Raw genomic sequence first — 15771 nt, forward strand, 5'->3', positions numbered from 1 at the left:
TGACCTGGGGAAAGAAAACTCCCCCGGGACCTTGGTCACATCCTGGGGGAGATTCGGTCACGATTGGGCAAGGTGACGGCACCTTGCAGCTGGCAGTTGCCGGGGGCCGTGCCCCGAGGGCGCCTAGCTCAGCCGCTCGATCTTTTGGTCGCGCTGAGCTTCGCCTCCGCTGCGGGCAGGTGCCGCCTTCGTTCCTCAGGCGACCCCTACCCTCCGCTGCGGCTCAGCTCAGCCGCTCGATCACCATCGCCATGCCCTGTCCGCCGCCCACGCACATCGTCTCCAGACCGAACTGCTTGTCGTGGAACTGCAGCGAATTGATCAGCGTGCCCGTGATGCGGGCGCCCGTCATGCCGAAGGGGTGGCCCACCGCGATCGCGCCGCCGTTGACGTTCAGCCGGTCGAGGTCGATGCCCAGGTCCCGGTAGGAGGGGATGACCTGTGCGGCGAAGGCCTCGTTGATCTCGACCAGGTCGATGTCGCCGACCGAGAGCCCCGCCCGGCGCAGCGCCTGCTTGCTCGCCTCCACCGGCCCGTAGCCCATGATCTCGGGGGACAGCGCCGAGACGCCCGTCGAGACGATCCGGGCGAGCGGGGTCAGGCCCAGCTCCCGCGCCTTGGTGTCGGACATGATCACCACGGCCGCCGCGCCGTCGTTGAGCGGGCAGCAGTTGGCCGCGGTGATCCGGCCGTCGGGGCGGAAGGCGGGCTTCAGGCCCTGGACGCCCTCCAGGGTGACGCCTGCGCGCGGGCCGTCGTCCGTCGAGACGACCGTGCCGTCGGGCAGCGTCACCGGGGTGATCTCGCGCTCCCAGAAGCCCTTGGCGATGGCCTGCTCGGCGAGGTTCTGCGAGCGCACGCCGAACTCGTCCATGTCCTGCCGGGTGACGCCCTTGAGCCGGGCCAGGTTCTCCGCGGTCTGGCCCATCGCGATGTACGCGTCCGGGACCAGCCCGTCCTCACGCGGGTCGTGCCAGTCTTCGCCGCCCTGCTCGGCGCGGGCGGCCGTGCGGGCCTCGGCCTCGGCGAAGAGCGGGTTGTGGGTGCCCGGGATGCCGTCGGAGGAGCCGTTGACGGAACGGGAGACCATCTCGACGCCCGCCGAGACGAAGACGTCGCCCTCGCCCGCCTTGATCGCGTGCAGCGCCATCCGGGAGGTCTGCAGCGACGAGGCGCAGTAGCGGGTGATCGTGGTGGCGGGCAGGTGGTCCATGCCCATCTGCACGGCCACGATGCGGGCCAGGTTGTGGCCCTGCTCGCCGCCGGGCATGCCGCAGCCGAGCATGAGGTCGTCGATGTCGCGCGGGTCGAGCTGGGGCACCTTGGCCAGGGCGGCCTGGATGATCGTGGCGGTCAGGTCGTCCGGGCGCAGGTCCTTCAGCGAGCCCTTGAAGGCGCGGCCGATGGGGGAGCGGGCGGTAGAGACGATCACGGCTTCGGGCATCACGGCTCCCAGGGTGCGCAAAAGGCAGGACTCTCCGGGAAGTTACCCGCACGTAGCGGTGTGGTCACGGCCTCGTCGCTGTGATACGGACCTCTTTCCCGGAGGGTGGTGCCGGCCTCAATTGTCGCTCGGCCGGAACCCCGGCGTCGGTGGCTGGGAGGGGCGCATTCCGCGCACCGTCCGGGGCTGGGCCCGCCGTCGCGCCGCCGGTTCGGCGTGGCCGGGCAGCCGGCGCCGCTTGCGGTGCTTGAGCAGTGCCCAGCGGCCGCGGGCCACCGACACCTCGGTGCCGCCCTCGGCCGCGGCCTGGGCGGCGGCCCGGGCCACCGGCAGGATGCCCTCGCGGCGCGCGGCGTCCGGCCGCTCCTCGTCCTCGGGCCACAGGCCCAGCGCGGCGCACAGCGTCGGCAGGACGGCCATGGCCGCGGTGGCGTAGCCCTCGGCCGAGGGGTGGTAGTTGTCCGGCCCGAACAGCTCCCGCGGGTTCGACGCGAACTCCGGCCCCAGCAGGTCGCCCAGCGAGACCGTACGCCCGCCCGCCTCCAGGACCCCTATGGTCTGCGCGGCCGCCAGCTGGCGGCTCATCCGCCGGGCCAGCCAGCGCAGCGGCTGGTAGACGGGCTCGATGGTGCCCAGGTCCGGGCAGGTGCCCACGACGACCTCGCAGCCCGCCTCGCGCAGCCTGCGCACCGCCTCCGTCAGCAGCCGCACCGAGCGGGCGGCCGGCACCCGGTGGGTGACGTCGTTGGCCCCGATCATGATCACGCAGACGTCGGGGATCCGCTCCGGGTCGGCGAGCAGCAGCGTGACCTGCCGCTCCAGGTCGTACGACTGCGCGCCGGACAGCGCCACGTTGTGCAGCTCCACCGGGAGCTCGGCCACGGCGGCGAGCCCGGTGGCCAGCAGGGCGCCCGGCGTCTGCCGCGGCCGGTGCACGCCCTTGCCGGCGGCCGTGGAGTCGCCCAGCATGCCCAGCAGCAGGGGCGGGTTCCCCAGCCTGTGGACGAAGGCCGAGCCGTAGCGCCCGTCCGCCTGCGGCGGGGTGTCCCCGCTGCCGCCGACCACGCGCTTGGCCAGTGCCACCTCGGTGAGCAGCACGCCCAGCACGGCCCCGCCGAGCAGGCCGGCGCCCCCGCCCCCGTACGCCGCTGCCGCTGCGATCCGCCGTGCTGCCCTCGCCCTCGACCTGGACATCGGCAGGCCTCCTTCACCGTCTCCGGGGCACGGAAATCCATGCCCGGAAGCCCGTTTCACAAAGGCTTCATGAAAGCTTCACGAATGTGGTGCTCCCCTTTGCGGAGGCGCACTACCAGCAGGTTGCCCCGCCTGCAGTCGAACACAACGCGCCACTAGTGCAGTCGGACGCGCAATAGGCTGGCCTTACGGGTACGCGACGACCGCTAGTGCCCCCTGACCGCGGAGATCACCGTGCAGTATCACGATTCGATGATTGAGCTCGTCGGCAACACCCCGCTGGTGAAGCTCAACAGCGTGACCGATGGCATCGAGGCCACCGTGCTTGCCAAGGTCGAATACTTCAACCCGGGCGGTTCCGTGAAGGACCGCATCGCCGTGCGCATGATCGAGGCCGCCGAGAAGTCCGGCGAGCTGCAGCCGGGCGGCACGATCGTGGAGCCGACCTCCGGCAACACGGGCGTGGGTCTGGCGATCGTGGCCCAGCAGAAGGGCTACAAGTGCATCTTCGTGTGCCCGGACAAGGTCTCCACGGACAAGATCAACGTGCTCCGCGCCTACGGTGCCGAGGTGGTCGTCTGCCCGACCGCCGTCGACCCCGAGCACCCGGACTCCTACTACAACGTCTCCGACCGCCTCGTCCGTGAGACGCCCAACGCCTGGAAGCCCGACCAGTACAGCAACCCCAACAACCCCCTCTCCCACTACGAGTCCACCGGTCCCGAGCTGTGGGAGCAGACCGACGGCCGGATCACCCACTTCGTCGCGGGCGTGGGCACCGGCGGCACCATCAGCGGCACCGGCCGCTACCTGAAGGACGTCAGCGACGGCAAGGTCAAGATCGTCGGCGCCGACCCCGAGGGCTCGGTCTACAGCGGCGGTTCCGGCCGGCCGTACCTGATCGAGGGCGTCGGCGAGGACTTCTGGCCGACCGCCTACGACCAGTCGGTGGCGGACGAGATCGTCGCGGTCTCCGACAAGGACGCCTTCCAGATGACCCGCCGCCTCGCCAAGGAGGAGGGCCTGCTCGTCGGCGGCTCCTGCGGCATGGCGGTCGTCGCGGCGCTGCGGGTCGCCGAGAAGCTCGGCCCGGACGACGTCGTGGTCGTGCTGCTGCCGGACAGCGGCCGCGGCTACCTGAGCAAGATCTTCAACGACGAGTGGATGGCGGACTACGGCTTCCTGGAGGAGGGCCCCGCCACCGCCCGCGTCGGCGACGTGCTGCGTCGCAAGGACGGCGGCCTGCCCTCGCTGGTGCACATGCACCCCGAGGAGACGGTCGGCGAGGCCATCGAGGTGCTCCGCGAGTACGGCGTCTCGCAGATGCCCATCGTCAAGCCGGGCGCGGGGCACCCCGACGTGATGGCCGCCGAGGTCGTCGGCTCGGTCGTCGAACGGGAGCTGCTGGACGCGCTGTTCGCCAGCCGGGCCTCGCTCTCCGACCCGCTGGAGAAGCACATGTGCCCGCCGCTGCCGCAGGTCGGCTCGGGCGAGCCGGTCGCCGACCTGATGGCCGTGCTGGGCAAGGCGGACGCGGCGGTCGTGCTGGTCGAGGGCAAGCCGTCCGGCGTGGTGAGCCGGCAGGACCTGCTCGCCTTCCTCGCCGAGGAGAACGGCGCCAAGTAGCCGCGGGCTCCGGTCCGTTGGCCCTTTGCCATCTGCCGGTTCGTCAAAGGTACGTATGTGTCACGTGCTCGCAGCACGGACTTAACAAGCGACCGGCATAGTGAGGGAATCGGCGGGACCTCCGGAGCGGCTCCCGGACCCCGGCCGTCCTTGCGGGGGCCGCCGCCGTCCCGACCTTCGCCCTCACCGGGCGGGGTGCGGCGGCCTCTGCGCCCGCCCCGTAAGGGGCGCGGGGAACTGCGCGAGCGACCACGACGCGCCCGCAGGCGACGTGCCGTTCACGGGTTGATGCGTCGGCTGCGGGCCGGTGGGGGCTGGTCGCGCAGTTCCCCGCGCCCCTTACGGGGCACGAGTTGTACGGTCACAGGATCCGCACCCTCCGGAAGGAGCACCCGTGACCGTCCCCCTGCTCGCCTCCCTCGCCGGGCCCGGCGACCGCCCGGACGCCCTGACCATCTCCGGGCAACCGTGTTCACGGGAGCAACTCCTGGGGGCCGCAAGCGCGGTGGCATCCCGCATTGCCGGTGCCAAGTCCGTCGCCGTCCGGGCGACGCCGAGCGTGGAGACCGTCGCCGCCGTCGTGGGCGGGCTGCTGGCCGGGGTGCCCGTGGTGCCGCTGCCGCCGGACGCCGGGCCGGCCGAGCGCGAGCACATCCTGCGCGACTCCGGCGCCGAGCTGGTCCTCGGCGCGGACGTGCCCGTCGACATACGCGAGCAGGGCTCCTGGACGGGCGCGGAGCCCGCCCCCGCGTCCACCGCCCTCGTCCTCTACACCTCCGGCACGACCGGTGCGCCCAAGGGCGCGCTGATCCCCCGCGCGGCGGTCGCCGCGTGCCTGGACGGGCTGGTGGACGCCTGGCAGTGGACGCCCGAGGACACCCTGGTGCACGGCCTGCCGCTGTTCCACGTCCACGGCCTGGTCCTGGGCGTGCTGGGCGCGCTGCGCACCGGCTGCCGGCTGGTGCACACCGGGCGGCCGACGCCGGAGGCGTACGCGGCCGCGGGCGGCAGCCTGTACTTCGGGGTGCCGACCGTCTGGTCCCGCGTCGTGCGCGACCCGTCCGCGGCGCGGGCGCTGAGCGGGGCGCGGCTGCTGGTGTCGGGCAGCGCGGCGCTGCCCGCGCCCGTCTTCCGGGGCCTGGAGGAGCTCACCGGGCAGCGGCCCGTGGAGCGTTACGGCATGACCGAGACCCTGATCACCGTCTCCGCCCGCGCCGACGGCGAGCGCCGCCCGGGTGCCGTGGGACTGCCGCTGCCGGGCGTCCGGACCCGGCTGGCGGCGACGGAGGGCGGCATCGGCGAGCTGGAGGTGAGCGGGCCGACGCTGTTCGCCGGCTACCTGGGCCGCCCGGAGGCGACGGCCGGCGCGTACACGGCCGACGGCTGGTTCCGTACCGGCGACATCGCGGCCGTCGACGAGGACGGCACCCACCGCATCGTGGGCCGCGCCTCCACCGACCTGATCAAGTCCGGCGGTTACCGCATCGGCGCGGGCGAGGTGGAGAACGCGCTGCTCGACCACCCGGCGGTCAGCGAGGCGGCGGTGGTCGGGGTCGCGCACGAGGACCTCGGCCAGGAGGTCGTCGCGTACGTGGTGGCCGACGGGGTCGGCGAGCGGGAGCTGATCGACTTCGTGGCCGGGCACCTGTCGGTGCACAAGAGGCCGCGCCGCATCCGCTTCCTGGACGCGCTGCCGCGCAACGCGATGGGCAAGCCGCAGAAGAAGCTGCTGCCGCCGTTGTGACGCACCCTGTCCCGGCCTGCATAATTTCATGCAGGCTGGGACAGGGCTGAATGACCGAGGAGAGTCGATGAGCGACACCGGGGCCACGGCGCGGCTGCAGAAACTCTTCGAGGGGCACAGGCTGACGCCGACGCAGCGGCGCATCGCCCACTGCATGGTGCGGCGCGCCGCCGACGCGCCGTTCCTGTCGAGCGTGGAGCTCGCCGAACTGGCCGGCGTCAGCCAGCCGTCGGTGACCCGCTTCGCGGTGGCCCTCGGCTTCGACGGCTACCCGGCGCTGCGCCGGCACCTGCGGGACGTCGTACCGGCCGCCGCGGGCGCGGCGGCGGACTCGTACAACGAGTACCAGCAGGCGGTGCACGCCGAGATCGACAACCTCCGCCACCTGGCCTCGCTGCTCGCCGACCCGGAGCCGGTCGCCCGCGCGGGGCGGCTGCTGGCCGCGTCCCGGCCGCTGCCGGTGCTCGGGCTGCGCGCCGCCGGGGCCCAGGCGGGCGGCTTCGCCTACTTCGCGCGCAAGGTGCACCCGGACGTCCGGCTGCTCGACGAGGGCGGCACGCTGCTCGAAGACCGGATCGACGCGGCCGTACGGGCGGGCGCGAGCGCGCTGCTGTGCTTCGCGCTGCCGCGGCACCCGCGGGAGGTCGTGGAGGCGCTCGCGTACGCACAGGGTGCGGGGCTGACGGTCGTCACCGTCGCGGACTCCACGTTCGCGCCCGTGGCGCGGTACAGCGAGGTGCTGCTGCCCGCCGCCGTGGGGACGGGGCTGGCCTTCGACACGGCGTGTGCGCCGATGCTGCTGGGGCGGGTGTTGCTGGAGGCGATGTGCGATGCGTTGCCTGATGCTCAGGCGCGCTTGGAGGAGTTCGATGTGCGGGCCGCCGCCAGGGGGTTGTTCGCCGAGTAGCGGTGTGTTGTGGTTGCTCGCGCCCACGCGGCGGAGCCGCATGATTCAGCGGCCCCGCGCCCCTTCGGGGCGCAGCTCCGGAAAGCCGTCCGGCAAGTGGTCGTTCCTGCCCCGCAGGACGCGGTCCAGGAACGACACGACCGCCGCTCGCGTCGCCGCAACTGCCCGCTCCGGGCGTACCGTTCCGATGTCCTTGCGTACCGTTTCGCGCGAGGCAGCGCCCGGCAGCAGTGCCGCCGCGTCCGTGTACGCCCCGTGCCGCGAGCCGAGCAGCGTCACGTCGCCGTGCCACCCGCGCGAGTGCCGCCACAGCGATGCCCACGACGGCTGGCGCCGGTACGAGCCCGAGTCGGGGCTCTCCGTCCCCATGAGGAGGAACGGGCGGTCGACCCCGTCCCGGGCCACGGTGCCCGGCTTGCCGTCCGGGAACGCCAGCGTCCCGTCCATGTCGACCGCGGCACCGATCCGCCGGTCGTCGTGCATCGCCTGCAGCGCGGTGAAGCCGCCCGCGGAGTGGCCCGCCATGGCGATGCGGTGCAGGTCCATCGCGTCCGTCAGCGTGCGCGGCAACTCGGGCCGGGGGTGCGGCCGGTGGCCGTCGAGCACGTCGAGGACGAAGCGGGTGTCGTCCACCCGGGCCGTCATCGCCTTGCGCAGCACGGCACTCGGGTCGGTGCCGTGCTGCTGCGCCAGGGCGGGCAGCCCGGACTCCGCGAGCCGGCCGCCGCCGTGGCGGCCGGGACCGGTGCCGGTGAGGAGCACCTCGGAGGAGTCGTAGGTGTGGTCGACCGTGACGACCACGTAGCCGCGGGAGGCGAGCTCCTCGACGAGCGAGGTGTTCCACGTGCGCGGGTCGCCCAGGCCCGCGGAGTACAGCACGACGGGCCGCACCCGGGTGCCGCGCGCGACGGGTGCGTCCACGACGGCGTGCGTCCGGGTGGCGGCCCAGTCGACGCTTCCGGCGGGCACGCCGTAGTTGAACACCCCCGCGCCCCTGGCCGAGCCGAAGTGGGCGGCGGAGAGGGCGTCCATGTGCGGGGCGATGCGCTGCGCCGTGCGCCACTGCGCCCGTGCGGCCGGGTACCAGAAGCTGACCATCACCTGGCGGGACCCCCGCTCCGGGTGCCAGGGGTCCGGGCGCTCGGTGTCGGTCAGGTGCCGGGTCGTCGTCCCGACCGGGTACGGGCCGGTGGGGGCGGGCAGCGGGGTCGCTGCCGCTGTGGCCGCTGCCGCGTGGGCGGTGGGGGTGAAGGCGCTGACGAGGCTGCTCAGGGCCAGTACGCCGGCTGCGACGAGTGCCCGTCGGCGCAGGGCGCGCTGCTGGTCGGTCACCGGCATGCGTGGCTCCTTGTGTTCGTCTGATACGACGAGAGTAGGGATCGGGCAGCCTGTGACGCGTCACGCGACGGGGCCAAGTCCCGTGTGATACCGCGGTATGACTCCGAGTGGGCTAGCCAGGCGCCCCGTAAGGGGCGCGGGGCTGTACCGATTTGCGGCTCCGCCGCGTGGGCGCGAACAGCCACCGACGGCCTGCAGTCGAGGCACCGCCCCGGGAAGTACGTCGTCTGCGGGTGCGTCGTGGCCGGTCGCGCAGTTCCCCGCGCCCCTTACGGGCCCCGCCACTCAGCCCGCTCTCAGAAACCCCTACTACCCTTCCGCACCGGAATCCCGATCCGGAACGAGGAGGTCCGAACGTGAGCGGCGGCAGCAAGTACGCACTGGCACGGGTAGCGGTGATCGTCCGGGCGCCCGCCGCCTGGCTCTGGTGGTCCGGGCTGCTCGGCGCCGGCATCGGCGCCTTCGTGCCGGGGTTCACCGGCCTCCGCATCGGCGCCCTCGCCGGTGCCGCACTGTTCCTGATCGCGGCAGCCGGCGCCTTCGCCGTGCGCCGCAAGCGCTACGCGGAGCTCGCGCGCGGCGCGTCCCGGGCCAGGCGGGCCGTCTTCCTCCAGGACCGCGCCGTCACCGCGCGGAACTGGCGCCGCGCCCACCGCTGGTGGCTCGCCCTGGGCTTCCTCGCCGCCGTGGGCTCCTCCTTCGCGCTGCCGTGCGCCGTCGGCCTCGGCCTGGCCGGGGCCGGTGCCGGGCTGTGGGCGAAGGCCCGGTGGCTGGGCACCCTGGAGCGCCGTGACGAGGCGCTGCTGTGGGTGCGCACCGAGTGGGCCCACGCGAGCCCCGCCGCCCCGCGCGTGACCGGCTACCTGACCACCGGGCTCGCCGCGGGCGACGCCGCCCCCGGTGGCGCGAGGATCACCGCAGGGCGGTGAGACCCGCCGCGTGCGCAGCGCCCCCCTCGGCAACCAGTTCGGCGAGTGTCTGCGGCGAGCGGACGGTGACGAACCGAGCGGTCTCTCCTTCTGCGGCCGTGTAGCCGTAAACCCCCGGCCGGGGGAGCGTGTTGTACGCGTAGTGGTGTGCGAAGTAGTACGCGCCGGTGTCCAGCAGCGCGACGTGGTCGCCCGCCTCCAGCAGCGGCAGCGGCCGGTCCACGGCGACCAGGTCGCCGGCGAAGCAGCACGGCCCTGCCACGTCCTGGGCCACCGCCCCGCCCGTCTTCGGCAGCCCCTGCGCGTCGTACGCGGCCACCCGCAGCGGCCACGACTCCGGTGCGAACACCGTCCGCACGGCCAACTGCGCCCCCGCGTGCGTCACCGCGATCCGGCGGCCGCCCGCCGACTTGGCGTACTCGACGCGGGCCAGCACCATGCCGCTCTTGGCGAGCAGCGCCCGGCCGAACTCCGTCACCAGGCCGTAGCGCCCGTCGAACAGGCCGGGGACGGTGCCGGCCAGCAGCCGGGCGTAGTCGTGGAAGGTGGGGGTGACCTCGTCGGAGGAGAAGTTGACGGGCAGTCCGCCGCCGATGTCGAGCGTCGCGATCTGCTGCCGCCCGGCGGCCGCGTTGACCTCCTCGGCCAGCTCGTACACGGCCCGCACGCCCTCGGCCATCAGCTCGGGAGGGCACCCCTGCGAGCCGACGTGGGCGTGCAGCCGCGTGAGCCAGGGGCGCTCCGCGCAGGCGCGGAGCAGCCATGCGCGCGCCCCTTCGTCGCGCAGTGCGACGCCGAACTTGGACGTGGCGGTGGCCGTGCTCAGCGCGCCGATGCTGCCGCCGCCGACCTGCGGGTTGACCCGCAGGCCGAGGGTGGAGGAGGTGGGGGCCGACTGCACGAGCGCGTCCAGCCGCGCGAGCTCCTCGCGGCTGTCGGCGTTGACCGCGATGCCGAGCGCGAGGGCCTCGCGCAGCTCGGCGCCCGTCTTCGCGGGGGAGTCGAGCACCGTGCGGGCGGGCGAAGCCCCCGCGGCCCGGGCGAGGGCGAGTTCGCCGGGGCTGGCGACCTCGCAGCCGAGGCCCTCGTCGGCGAGTAGGCGGAGGACGGGGACGAGCGGGGCTGCCTTGACGGCGAAGGTGTGCAGGATGCGGGGGGCACGGAACGCCTCGCGCAGTGTCCGGGCGGCGTCCCGGATCGCGTCCACGTCGAGGAACCCGGCAACGGGCTGCTTCGGACCGACGATCCCCTGCCGCACGGCGTCCTCGACGGCACGGCGCCGTCGGTCTTCGACGGTTCTCATGCCGCCGACTGTGCCACGGAGCGGTGCGGGGTGCGCCCCGTAGGGGCGCGGGGCTGTCACTCCCCCAGCTACCTCCCCCAGCTACCGCTGGGGGTGCCCCCAGGAGGTACCCCCAGCGGCTCCGCCGCGTGGGCGCGACCGGAGGCGCCCCGAAGGGGCGCGGGGAACTGCGCGACCAGCCCCCACCGGCCCGCGGTTGACGCACCACCCCAGGGGGCCGGGGCGCAGCCCCGGGTACGTCGACTGCGGGCGCGTCGTGGTTGCTCGCGCAGTTCCCCGCGCCCCTTACGGGGCGCACCGCCCCCGCGGTGTTGACCCGCCCGCCGCGAGGCGGCTAGCTTCGCGGCGGTCCACAGGGAACGGCGGTGCGATGCGTGCGCGTTCTACGGCAGGACGTTCGTTCAGACGCTCAGCGCGAGCGCGAAGGCGCCGACGTCGTGGTCATCGGCGCCGGCATCGTCGGTGCGGCCTGTGCCGAGGCGCTCGGGCGGCGCGGGGTGGGCGTGCTCGTCGTCGACCGGGGGTCGGCCGTCGGGGAGACCACCGCCCGCGGCGAGGGCAACCTGCTCGTCTCCGACAAGCCCCCCGGCCCCGAACTCGCCCTCGCCCAGGCCTCCTTGCGCCGCTGGCCCGCACTCCTGGCCGCGCTGCGCGAGGAGCTCGGGCCCGGGCGCGCCGCGTGCGAGTACGAGCCCAAGGGCGGGCTCGTCGTCGCCACCGGCGAGGACGCCGCCGCCGCGCTCGGCGACGCCGTCTCCGCCCAGCGCGCCGCGGGCGTCGAGGCGCACGACCTCGCGCCCGGCGAGGCGGCCGCGTACGAGCCGCACCTCACCCCGGACGTCCGGGCCGCCGTGCACTATCCGCAGGACGCCCAGCTGCACCCCGTGCTCGCCGCGACCGCGCTGCTCGCCGCCGTACGGGCCCGGGGCGGCGGGGTCCGCACGGGAGTGAGGGCGCTCGGCGTCGAGACCGGGGCGGGCGGCAGGCTCACGGCCCTGCGCACCTCCGACGGGCGGGTGCCGTGCAACGCGGTCGTCAACGCGTGCGGCCCGTGGGCCGGCCGCTTCGCCGAGGCGGCCGGTGCGCCGCTGCCCGTGCTGCCCCGGCGCGGCACGGTCCTGGTCACCGGCCCGCTGCCGCCGGGCACCGTGCGGCACAAGGTGTACGACGCGGGGTACGCGGGCGCGGTCGGCAGCGGGGACGCCGGGCTGCGCACGGCGGCCGTGATCGAGGCGACCCCGGCCGGGACGGTGCTGATCGGATCCAGCCGGCAGCGCTGCGGCTTCGACGAGACGCTGCGCCTGGAGGTGCTGAGCGCCCTGGCGCGCGGTGCGGTGCGGCTGTTCCCGCTGCTCGCGGACGTCCCGGTGGTGCGCGCGTACGGCGGCTTCCGCCCGTACACCCCCGACCACCTGCCCGTCATCGGTGAGGACCCGCGCCTGCCGGGCCTCTGGCACGCGACCGGCCACGAGGGCGCGGGCGTCGGCCTCGCCGCGGCGACCGGCGAACTCCTCGCCCAGCTGCACACCGGCGAGCCCCCGCTCACCGACCCCCGGCCGTTCCGGGTGGCCCGCCCGGGCCTGGGCTTCACGGGCCTCACGGGCTTCACGAAGGAGAACCCATGCCCCTGACCGTTCACGTGGACGGCGCCCCGCACCCGGCCCGCCCCGGCCAGACCGTGGCGGCCGTGCTGCTGTCGACGGGCCGCGTGTCCTGGCGGGAGACCCGCCACGGGGGCCGCCCGCGCGGCGTGTTCTGCGGCATCGGCGTCTGCTACGACTGCCTCGTCACCGTCAACGGCCTTGCGGGCGTACGGGCTTGCAGACGCGAAGTCCGCGAGGGAGACCGGATCGAGACCGCCTCGCCTGCGGCGGGCGGGGAAGCGCTGGGCGGGCCGCCCCCTGCGGCTGCGCCGCGCACCGGGGCACCGGCCGTGGACGTGCCGGGCGCCGTTCCGCAGCCGGGCCGGGAGCCGGCGCCGGCTGCCGACGTGCCGGTCGGTGGGCCCGTCGCGCCCTCGCCGGTGGTGGAGGCGCCCGCTGCGCCTCCGCCCGACGAACCACCGCGTGGGACCGCCGGCACCGGGAGCGGTGCGTGAGCGGCTTACCGCCGCGCGTCGTCGTGGTGGGGGCCGGGCCCGCCGGGGTGCGGGCCGCGTTGAGTGCCGCTCGCGGGGGCGCCCGGGTGGTGCTCGTCGACAGTGGGGAGCGCATCGGTGGGCAGTACCACCGGCAGCCCGCGGTGGGCGCCGGTTCGCGCCGCGCGCACCCGCTGGAGCGCGCCGTCATCGCGCAACCGCGCATCGAGCACCTGGCCCGCGCCGCCGTCTGCGCGCTCGAACCGGGGCCGCACACCGGCAGCCATCTCGTGCACCTCCAGCAGGGCCCCGCCGACGCCGCCGGGCTGCCGGTCCGTACGCTCCTGGCCGACGCGCTGGTGCTGTGCACCGGCGCCTACGACCGCGCGCTGCCCTTTCCCGGCTGGGACCTGCCCGGCGTCGTCACGGCCGGGGCCGGCCAGGCGCTGGCCAAGGGGCAGCGGCTGGCCGTCGGCCGACGCGTGGTGCTCTCCGGGACGGGCCCGTTCCTGCTGCCGGTCGCGACCTCGCTGCTCGGGGCCGGGGCCCGGGTGCTGGGCGTGTACGAGGCCGGAACCCCGGCCCGCTGGCTGCGCCGCCCGCTCGTGGCGCTGTTCGACGGCGGCCCGGTCAGGATGGCCGAACTCGCCGCATACACGGTCGAATTGACCCGGCACCGCGTCCCGTACCGCACCCGCCGCGCAGTCGTCGCGGCACACGGCGACGGCCGCGTCGAGGCGGTCACCGTCGCCCGCCTGGACGCGCACTGGCGCATCGTCCCCGGCAGCGAGCGCATCGTCGCGCCCGTGGACGCCGTGTGCGTCGGCTACGGCTTCACCCCGCAGCTGGAACTCCCCCTCGCCGCGGGCTGCGCCGTGCAGGACGGCCACGTCGTCGTCGACGCCCGGCAGGCCACCTCCGTGCCCGGCGTGTACGCGGCCGGGGAGCTCACCGGCATCGGGGGAGCGGCCGCCGCCGCGGCCGAGGGCGAACTGGCGGGCCTGGCCGCCGCGTCGGACGTCACCGGCGGCTCCGGCCCCGTGCGCGCCGCGGCCGCCGCCGCGCGCGTCCGCTCCGGCCGCCGCTTCGCCGCCGCGCTCGCCTCCGCCCACCCGCTGCGCGACGGCTGGTCGACCTGGCTGAGCGAGGACACCTGCGTCTGCCGCTGCGAGGAGGTCACGTACGGGCAGCTGTGCGAGGCCGTCCTGGGGAGGGGCGCGGACGGGATGCGGGCCGTGAAGCTCACCTGCCGGGCCGGCCTCGGGGCGTGCCAGGGCCGGGTGTGCGGGCGCAACGCCGCCGACCTGGCGGCCGGCCTGCTCGGACACCCGCCCGCCGACCCGCTCGCCGTGGACCGCCGCCCCCTGGCCCACCCCGTCCGGCTCGCCGACCTCGCCGGTGCTTCCGGCCCGGCGGGCGACGAACCGGAACCCCCACCTGTTGACTAGTGCTATTCACCGGCCCAAGATGTGCAGTGTTCTATTCAGAACGCCCATCGAGGCTGGGAGGCAGGGCCCCATGTCAGGACCGCGACCCGTGCGAGCACCGCGAGGCACCGAGCTGAGCGCCCGGGGGTGGCAGCAGGAAGCCGCCCTGCGGATGCTGCAGAACAACCTCGACCCCGAGGTCGCCGAGCACCCCGACAAGCTCGTCGTCTACGGCGGCACGGGCAAGGCGGCCCGCGACTGGCGCTCGTTCGACGCGATGGTCCGCACCCTGCAGACGCTGAAGCAGGACGAGACCATGCTCGTGCAGTCCGGCCGCCCGGTCGGCGTGATGCAGACGCACGAGTGGGCCCCGCGCGTCCTCATCGCCAACTCCAACCTCGTCGGCGACTGGGCCAACTGGGAGGAGTTCCGCCGCCTGGAGGCCCTCGGCCTCACCATGTACGGCCAGATGACGGCCGGTTCCTGGATCTACATCGGCACCCAGGGCATCCTCCAGGGCACCTACGAGACCATCGCCGCCGTCGCGGCGAAGCGGTTCGGCGGCACCCTGGCCGGGACGATCACGCTGACCGCCGGCCTCGGCGGCATGGGCGGCGCCCAGCCGCTGGCCGTCACCATGAACGACGGCGTCGCGATCTGCATCGACTGCGACCCGCGCGCCATCGAGCGCCGCATCGAGCACCGCTACCTCGACGTCAAGGCCGACTCCCTCGACCACGCCCTGCACCTGGCCGTCGAGGCGCGCGACGCCCGCCGCCCGCTGTCCATCGGCGTCCTCGGCAACGCGGCCGAACTCCTCCCGCAGCTGCTGGCGATGAACGCCCCCATCGACATCGTCACGGACCAGACCAGTGCCCACGACCCGCTGGCCTACCTGCCGATCGGCGTCGACTTCGACGACATGGCCTCCTACGCGGCCGACAAGCCCGCCGACTTCACCCTCCGCGCCCGCGAGTCCATGGCCAAGCACGTCGAGGCCATGGTCGGCTTCCAGGACGCGGGCGCCGAGGTCTTCGACTACGGCAACTCCATCCGCGGCGAGGCGCAGTTGGCGGGCTACGAGCGCGCCTTCGCCTTCCCCGGCTTCGTCCCCGCCTACATCCGGCCCCTGTTCTGCGAGGGCAAGGGCCCCTTCCGCTGGGCGGCCCTGTCCGGCGACCCGAAGGACATCGCGGCCACCGACCGCGCGATCCTCGACCTCTTCCCCGAGAACGAGTCCCTGGCCCGCTGGATCAAGATGGCCGGCGAGCGCGTCCACTTCCAGGGCCTCCCGGCCCGCATCTGCTGGCTCGGCTACGGCGAACGCGACCGCGCGGGCGAGCGGTTCAACGACATGGTGGCGAGCGGCGAACTGTCCGCGCCCGTCGTCATCGGCCGCGACCACCTCGACTGCGGCTCGGTGGCCTCCCCGTACCGCGAGACCGAGGCCATGCTCGACGGCTCGGACGCGATCGCGGACTGGCCGCTCCTCAACGCGATGGTGAACGTCGCCTCCGGCGCCTCCTGGGTCTCCCTCCACCACGGCGGCGGCGTCGGCATGGGCCGCTCGATCCACGCGGGCCAGGTCACGGTGGCGGACGGCACCCCGCTGGCCGGCGAGAAGATCCGCCGCGTGCTGACGAACGACCCGGGCATGGGCGTGATCCGCCATGTGGACGCGGGTTACGACATCGCGGAGTCGGTGGCGGCCGACCGCGGCGTCCGCATCCCGATGCGCGAGGGCGAGCAGGCGTGAACACCGAGCAACCGCGGCCCGAAAGG

General features: G+C 74.5%; 12 protein-coding genes. 8 read left to right on the forward strand and 4 right to left on the reverse strand.

Annotated elements, in window-relative coordinates:
• Positions 1-223: 223 nt before the first annotated feature.
• Complete coding sequence (locus ACMATS_RS22825; protein ID WP_414170769.1) at positions 224-1444, reverse strand: acetyl-CoA C-acetyltransferase; 1221 nt, start codon at positions 1442-1444, stop codon at positions 224-226.
• A 117-nt stretch (positions 1445-1561) separates the two neighbouring features.
• Complete coding sequence (locus tag ACMATS_RS22830) at positions 1562-2638, reverse strand: SGNH/GDSL hydrolase family protein (protein WP_391149875.1); 1077 nt, start codon at positions 2636-2638, stop codon at positions 1562-1564.
• 234 nt (positions 2639-2872) lie between these two features.
• Between ACMATS_RS22830 and ACMATS_RS22835 the strand changes: the two genes are divergently transcribed.
• The 3 genes from ACMATS_RS22835 (at position 2873) to ACMATS_RS22845 (ending at position 6915) form a co-directional block, all read left to right on the forward strand.
• Entirely contained in the window at positions 2873-4264 is a 1392-nt protein-coding gene (locus tag ACMATS_RS22835) for a cystathionine beta-synthase (RefSeq protein ID WP_390780109.1), read from the forward strand.
• A gap of 394 nt (positions 4265-4658) precedes the next feature.
• Complete coding sequence (locus tag ACMATS_RS22840; RefSeq protein ID WP_390780110.1) at positions 4659-6008, forward strand: acyl-CoA synthetase; 1350 nt, start codon at positions 4659-4661, stop codon at positions 6006-6008.
• Between the two features lie 67 nt (positions 6009-6075).
• Complete coding sequence (locus tag ACMATS_RS22845) at positions 6076-6915, forward strand: MurR/RpiR family transcriptional regulator (protein WP_391149877.1); 840 nt, start codon at positions 6076-6078, stop codon at positions 6913-6915.
• Between the two features lie 45 nt (positions 6916-6960).
• On the opposite strand, the gene ACMATS_RS22850 is transcribed toward ACMATS_RS22845, so the two are convergent.
• A complete protein-coding gene (locus ACMATS_RS22850; protein ID WP_414168869.1) occupies positions 6961-8253 on the reverse strand; it encodes an esterase in 1293 nt (430 codons plus the stop codon).
• Between the two features lie 356 nt (positions 8254-8609).
• Here ACMATS_RS22850 and ACMATS_RS22855 point away from each other — a divergent pair, with 356 nt between their 5' ends.
• Entirely contained in the window at positions 8610-9182 is a 573-nt protein-coding gene (locus ACMATS_RS22855; RefSeq protein ID WP_414168870.1) for a hypothetical protein, read from the forward strand.
• On the opposite strand, the gene ACMATS_RS22860 is transcribed toward ACMATS_RS22855, so the two are convergent.
• Positions 9166-10485, reverse strand: a complete 1320-nt coding sequence (locus tag ACMATS_RS22860; protein WP_414168871.1) for a diaminopimelate decarboxylase — start codon at positions 10483-10485, stop codon at positions 9166-9168. The two genes, ACMATS_RS22855 and ACMATS_RS22860, sit on opposite strands and share 17 nt — an antisense overlap.
• Positions 10486-10859: 374 nt before the next feature.
• Between ACMATS_RS22860 and ACMATS_RS22865 the strand changes: the two genes are divergently transcribed.
• From ACMATS_RS22865 to hutU, 4 genes are all read left to right on the forward strand, one after another.
• Positions 10860-12116: an NAD(P)/FAD-dependent oxidoreductase gene (locus tag ACMATS_RS22865; protein ID WP_414168872.1), complete on the forward strand. Its 1257-nt coding sequence runs from the start codon at positions 10860-10862 to the stop codon at positions 12114-12116.
• The gene (locus tag ACMATS_RS22870; RefSeq protein ID WP_414168873.1) at positions 12107-12583 is read left to right on the forward strand and encodes a 2Fe-2S iron-sulfur cluster-binding protein; all 477 of its coding nucleotides are present in this window, start codon (positions 12107-12109) and stop codon (positions 12581-12583) included. The genes ACMATS_RS22865 and ACMATS_RS22870 overlap by 10 nt, the downstream gene beginning before the upstream one ends.
• Positions 12580-14010: an FAD-dependent oxidoreductase gene (locus tag ACMATS_RS22875; RefSeq protein ID WP_414168874.1), complete on the forward strand. Its 1431-nt coding sequence runs from the start codon at positions 12580-12582 to the stop codon at positions 14008-14010. The genes ACMATS_RS22870 and ACMATS_RS22875 overlap by 4 nt, the downstream gene beginning before the upstream one ends.
• Before the next feature lie 70 nt (positions 14011-14080).
• Positions 14081-15745, forward strand: a complete 1665-nt coding sequence (hutU, locus tag ACMATS_RS22880) for a urocanate hydratase (protein ID WP_414168875.1) — start codon at positions 14081-14083, stop codon at positions 15743-15745.
• Positions 15746-15771: the final 26 nt, after the last annotated feature.

The sequence above is a fragment of the Streptoverticillium reticulum genome, assembly GCF_047456005.1.
Classification (GTDB): domain Bacteria; phylum Actinomycetota; class Actinomycetes; order Streptomycetales; family Streptomycetaceae; genus Streptomyces; species Streptomyces reticulum.

What these genes read in the sequence shown, in the direction of transcription:
- ACMATS_RS22825 (WP_414170769.1), bottom strand. Translation starts at nt 1,444, where the DNA reads ATGCCCGAAGCCGTGATCGTCTCTACCGCCCGCTCCCCCATCGGCCGC.
- ACMATS_RS22830 (WP_391149875.1), bottom strand. Translation starts at nt 2,638, where the DNA reads ATGTCCAGGTCGAGGGCGAGGGCAGCACGGCGGATCGCAGCGGCAGCG.
- ACMATS_RS22845 (WP_391149877.1), top strand. Translation starts at nt 6,076, where the DNA reads ATGAGCGACACCGGGGCCACGGCGCGGCTGCAGAAACTCTTCGAGGGG.
- ACMATS_RS22850 (WP_414168869.1), bottom strand. Translation starts at nt 8,253, where the DNA reads ATGCCGGTGACCGACCAGCAGCGCGCCCTGCGCCGACGGGCACTCGTC.
- ACMATS_RS22860 (WP_414168871.1), bottom strand. Translation starts at nt 10,485, where the DNA reads ATGAGAACCGTCGAAGACCGACGGCGCCGTGCCGTCGAGGACGCCGTG.
- ACMATS_RS22870 (WP_414168873.1), top strand. Translation starts at nt 12,107, where the DNA reads ATGCCCCTGACCGTTCACGTGGACGGCGCCCCGCACCCGGCCCGCCCC.
- hutU (WP_414168875.1), top strand. Translation starts at nt 14,081, where the DNA reads ATGTCAGGACCGCGACCCGTGCGAGCACCGCGAGGCACCGAGCTGAGC.